5 protein-coding genes are annotated in these 4,506 nt (G+C 70.1%); 4 read left to right on the forward strand and 1 reads right to left on the reverse strand.

Annotated elements, in window-relative coordinates; genetic code table 11:
• Window positions 1–13: 13 nt before the first annotated feature.
• Window positions 14–1,303: a M20/M25/M40 family metallo-hydrolase gene (locus VF522_RS14755; RefSeq protein ID WP_414709535.1), complete on the reverse strand. Its 1,290-nt coding sequence runs from the start codon at window positions 1,301–1,303 to the stop codon at window positions 14–16.
• Between the two features lie 99 nt (window positions 1,304–1,402).
• Between VF522_RS14755 and VF522_RS14760 the strand changes: the two genes are divergently transcribed.
• From VF522_RS14760 to VF522_RS14775, 4 genes are read left to right on the forward strand one after another with little or no spacing between them, the layout of a single operon-like run.
• Window positions 1,403–2,332 (forward strand): bifunctional helix-turn-helix transcriptional regulator/GNAT family N-acetyltransferase, encoded by a 930-nt coding sequence (locus tag VF522_RS14760; RefSeq protein ID WP_330909043.1) that lies wholly within the window; start codon window positions 1,403–1,405, stop codon window positions 2,330–2,332.
• An 8-nt stretch (window positions 2,333–2,340) separates the two neighbouring features.
• Complete coding sequence (locus VF522_RS14765; protein ID WP_330909047.1) at window positions 2,341–3,225, forward strand: DMT family transporter; 885 nt, start codon at window positions 2,341–2,343, stop codon at window positions 3,223–3,225.
• A 7-nt stretch (window positions 3,226–3,232) separates the two neighbouring features.
• On the forward strand, window positions 3,233–3,817 hold the full coding sequence (locus tag VF522_RS14770) for a chromate transporter (protein WP_330909044.1): 585 nt from the start codon (window positions 3,233–3,235) through the stop codon (window positions 3,815–3,817).
• The gene (locus VF522_RS14775; protein WP_330909045.1) at window positions 3,814–4,389 is read left to right on the forward strand and encodes a chromate transporter; all 576 of its coding nucleotides are present in this window, start codon (window positions 3,814–3,816) and stop codon (window positions 4,387–4,389) included. Before VF522_RS14770 ends, VF522_RS14775 begins: the two co-directional genes overlap by 4 nt.
• Window positions 4,390–4,506 lie beyond the last annotated feature (117 nt).

Genomic DNA, 4,506 nt, shown 5'->3' on the forward strand with positions numbered 1-4,506 from the left:
GATGACAAGGTTGTTAGAAGCCCTTGCCCCGCGACACGTCCATGATCATCCGCGCCGCCAGGTACAGCCGCGGCTCGATCGCGTCGACCAGCACGTATTCGCTGTCGGCGGAGTGCGCGCCGAAGCCCGGCAGGCCGAAGCGCTCGATCACCGGCGCCTTGGTCTTCAGCGCCGCGAATGCCGCGTCGGTGCCGCCGCCTTCGGGCTGGTCGTCGACCACCAGCTTGCGGCCCACTTCGGCGTAGACCGCCTGCGCATGCTTGCCGAGCTTGCGGCTCGCGTCCGTGGCTTCCAGCGGCGGACGGCGGCGCTCGAAGTTCACCGTCACCTTGGCCTGCGGCAGCAGCTGCTTCGCCGCGCGCTCGCGCACGGCGGCCTCGATGCGGTCGTAATCGGTCACGCGCAGGACGCGCACATCGGCCTGCGCCGTGGCGTGCGCCGGGATCACGTTGCGGTTGGTGCCGGCCTGCGAGATCGTCCAGTTCAGCTTCAGGCCCACCTGCGGCTCGGACAGGTCGCGCATCTGCATGATCTGGTGCGACAGCTCGTACAGCGCATTGACGCCGCGCTCCGGCGCGGAGCCGGCATGCGAGGCGCGGCCTTCGACCTTCAGCTCCACCGAGGCGATGCCGCTGGTGGCGAGCGACAGCTTGTCGTTGTCGACGCGCGAAGCCTCGAACGAAAACACCGCGTCGTGCTCGCTGCCCGCCTGCGTGATCGCGGCGCGCGAACCGGGCGAGCTGATTTCCTCGTCGCCGTTGACCAGCACGGTGAGCGTGCCGTAGTCGTTGAAGTTCAGCGACTTCAGCAACGATGCGACGTGCAGCACCATGGCCACGCCCTGCTTGTCGTCGGCGATGCCCAGGCCATAGGCCTTGTTGCCGTCGACGCGGAAGGGCTGCTTCTCCAGCATGCCCTTCAGGTACACCGTGTCCATGTGCGCGATCAGCAGGATGCGCTTGCTGCCCTTGCCCTTGAAGGTGCCGCGCACGATGCGGCCGATCTTTTCCGGCGTGTCGGCCATGCGGTAGGTGGTGGCATCCGCGGGTTCGATGAAGTCGACCTGGGCACCGAGCGCGCGCAGCCTGGCGCCGATCAGCTCGCTGGCGCGCTGGAGGCCCTCGGTGTCACGGCTGCCGGTTTCGATGGACACCAGCTCCTTGAGGGTGTCGAGCAGCGGCTGCTTCTGCGCGGCGGCGGCCCGCTGCACGGCGGCATCGGGGGTCTGCGCGAAAGCGGGGGAACAGGCGAGCGCGGCGGCCAGGGCGGCCGCGGCCGGCAGGCGACGGAACTTCAGCGTCAACTCGGGTCTCCTTTTGTGTAGAGGACGAGAGCATAACGTCCACCGCCAGCCGCAGGCCGATTCGTTGACTGCGGCAAGTATTTCCACCACACTGCCGCCATGCGCCCCTCTCCCGTCGCCAAGTCGCAGGTCAAGGCCGTGCGCGCCTTCAACCGCTTCTACACGCAGCGCATCGGCGTGCTCAAGCGCTACCTCGACACCGATTTCACGCTGACCGAGGTGCGCGTGCTGTACGAGCTGGCGCACCGCCCGCCGCTGACCGCGCGCGACCTGGTGCGCGACCTCCAGCTCGATGCCGGCTACCTGAGCCGCATCCTGCGCCGCTTCGAGGACCAGGGCTGGCTCGCGCGGGAACCGGCGCCCCACGATGCGCGCCAGAGCCTGCTGCAGCTGACGGAGGCCGGCTACGCGACCTTCGCGCCGCTGCAGCAGAAGTCGCGCGAGGAAACCGCGGCCCTGCTGGCGGACGTGCCTTCCGCGGCGCGCCCGGGCCTGATCGAGGCCATGGAGACCGTCCACCGCCTGCTCGACCCGCCCGCCGCCGCGCAGCGCAAGGTGGCGCTGCGCGACCCGCGCCCGGGCGACATGGGCTGGGTGGTCCAGATGCACGGCGAGCTCTACGCCCGCGAATACGGCTTCGACGCGGAGTTCGAGGCCCTGGTGGCGGAGATCGCGGCGAAGTTCATCCGCCAGTTCGATCCCGGGCACGAGAAAGGCTGGATCGCCGAAGTGGATGGCCAGCGTGCCGGCTGCGTGTTCCTGGTGCGCCAATCCGCGACGGTCGCGAAGCTGCGCCTGCTGCTGCTGCGGCCCGAAGCGCGCGGACTGGGACTGGGCGGACGGCTCACCGATGCCTGCATCGCCTTCGCGCGCGCGAAGGGCTATCGCAAGCTCGTGCTGTGGACGCAGAGCAATCTCACGGTGGCACGGTCGATCTACGCGTCGCGCGGCTTCGTGCTGAAGGAGAGCGAATCCAACGAGGCCTTCGGGCAGAAGCTGGTGAGCGAAACCTGGGAGCTGAAGCTCTGAACCTCGCCCTGCTCGCCGCGGCCGGGGCCGGGGTGCAGGTCGGCGCCGCCATCGTGGCCTCGCGCTTCGTCGTGGCGGAAGTCCCGCCGCTCACGCTCGCGATGCTGCGCTATGCCATCGGCTTCCTGTGCCTGCTGCCCTTCGCGCTGCCCGCACTGCGCGGCCTGCGCGGCACGCTGCGTCGTGGCGACGGTCTGGCGATGGCGGCGCTGGGCATCGGACAGTTCGGCGTGCTCGTCGGCCTCCTCAACTGGGGATTGCAAACGGTCGCCGCCGCGCCGACCGCCCTGATCTTCAGCCTGTTCCCGCTGCTCACGCTGCTGCTCGGCGCGCTGCTGGGACGCGAGCAGGCGAACCTGCGGCTGGCCGCGGGCGTGCTGCTGTCGATCGCGGGCGTGGGCCTGTCGCTGTGGCCCAAGCTGCAGCTCGCGCACGGCGGCCACTGGTGGGGCGAGCTCGCCGTGCTGGCGTCGGCCTGCGTGGGTGCGCTGTGCAGCGTGCTGTACCGCCCTTACCTCCAGCGCTATCCCACCGTGCCCGTCTCCGCCTTCGCGATGCTGGCGTCGGTGTTGTTCCTGGCCGTCATCGCGCTTGGCGAAGGGTGGCCTGCCCATGTCGGAACGCTGGGCCCGCGGGCGTGGGCGCTGGTGGCGTTCGTCGGCCTGTCCAGCGGCATCGGCTACTTCTGGTGGCTCTACGCCCTGAAGCACGAATCGCCCACGCGCGTGACGGTGTTCCTCGCGCTGAACCCGGTGACGGCCGCCCTGCTCGCCCGCACCCTGCTGGCGGAGCCGCTGCCGGCGCAGATCCTGCTGGCGCTGGGCCTGATCTTCGCGGGCCTGTGGTGCGCCACCCGGGCGCCGTCGGGGAAACGACAGCCCGTGCCGGGATAATCGCGGCATGTCCGCCATGCCAGAAGCCGCCGCGGCGCCGCCGCTGAACCGGCCCCGTTCCCTCACCGACCTGTTCGTTTCCTTCACGCTGCTGGCCCTGCAGGGTTTCGGCGGCGTGCTCGCCGTGGTGCAGCGCGAGCTGGTGGAGAACAAGCGCTGGATGTCGCGCGAGGAGTTCATCGAGGAATGGGCCGTGGCGCAGATCATGCCGGGCCCCAACGTGATCAACCTGGGGATCATGTTCGGGGCGCGCCACTTCGGCTGGCGCGGCGCGGTGACGGCGGTCGCCGGCCTGATCACCTTCCCGCTGCTGCTGGTGCTGGCGCTGGCGCTGATCTACGCGGAGTTCGCCTCCAACCCGCACGTGGCCGGCGCCTTGCGCGGCATGGGCGCGGTCGCGGCCGGACTGATCACGGCCACCGGCCTCAAGATGATCCCCGCGCTGAAGAAGAACGCGATGGGCGTGCCGCTGAGCGCGGTGCTGGGCGTGCTGTCCTTCATCGCGATCGCCTGGCTCAAGCTGCCGCTGGCCTGGGTGCTGATCGTGCTGGGCGGCATCGGTTGCGTGATGGCCTACCGGAGGCTCGCATGAACCCGATCGTGCTCCAGACCCCCGACTGGTTCTCCCTGTTCGCGCATTACCTCTCGCTGTCGCTGCTGTGCGTGGGCGGCGCCATCGCCACCGCGCCCGACATGCACCGCTTCCTGGTGCAGGAAAAGGCCTGGCTCACCGACCCGCAGTTCAGCGCCTCGATCGCGATCGCGCAAGCCGCGCCGGGTCCCAACGTGCTGTTCACCGCGCTCATGGGCTGGAACGTGGGCCTCAACGCCGGCGGCCTGTGGACCGCGGCGCTGGGCATGGTGCTGTGCCTGGGCGGCATCATGCTTCCGAGCTCGATCCTGGTGTACTTCACCGCGCAGTGGAGCCACCGCAACCGCGACCTGCGGGCGATCCGCGCCTTCAAGCAGGGCCTGGCGCCGCTGGTGGTGGCACTGCTGATCGCCACCGGCTGGATCCTGGCCACCAGTCACGGTTATGCGCTGTCGAACTGGCCCGCATGGGCGGTGGCGATCGTGTCGACGCTGATCGTCTGGCGCACACGGATCCACCTGCTGTGGCTGCTGGGGGCGGGAGCGGTGCTGGGGTGGATGGGCTGGGTGTAGGAGGCGGGCCCTCTGGGAAGAGGGCTGGGGTGAGGGGCACGCCCTGCCCACGTCGCGTCAGGCGGTGCGCGGTGCAGGCCCGCTGGGTCGGCGTCCCCCTCGCCTTCGGCTCCGGGG

Source organism: Ramlibacter sp. (assembly GCF_036383835.1).
Lineage (GTDB): Bacteria > Pseudomonadota > Gammaproteobacteria > Burkholderiales > Burkholderiaceae_C > Ramlibacter.

What these genes read in the sequence shown, in the direction of transcription:
- VF522_RS14760 (WP_330909043.1), top strand. Translation starts at nt 1,403, where the DNA reads ATGCGCCCCTCTCCCGTCGCCAAGTCGCAGGTCAAGGCCGTGCGCGCC.
- VF522_RS14770 (WP_330909044.1), top strand. Translation starts at nt 3,233, where the DNA reads ATGTCCGCCATGCCAGAAGCCGCCGCGGCGCCGCCGCTGAACCGGCCC.
- VF522_RS14775 (WP_330909045.1), top strand. Translation starts at nt 3,814, where the DNA reads ATGAACCCGATCGTGCTCCAGACCCCCGACTGGTTCTCCCTGTTCGCG.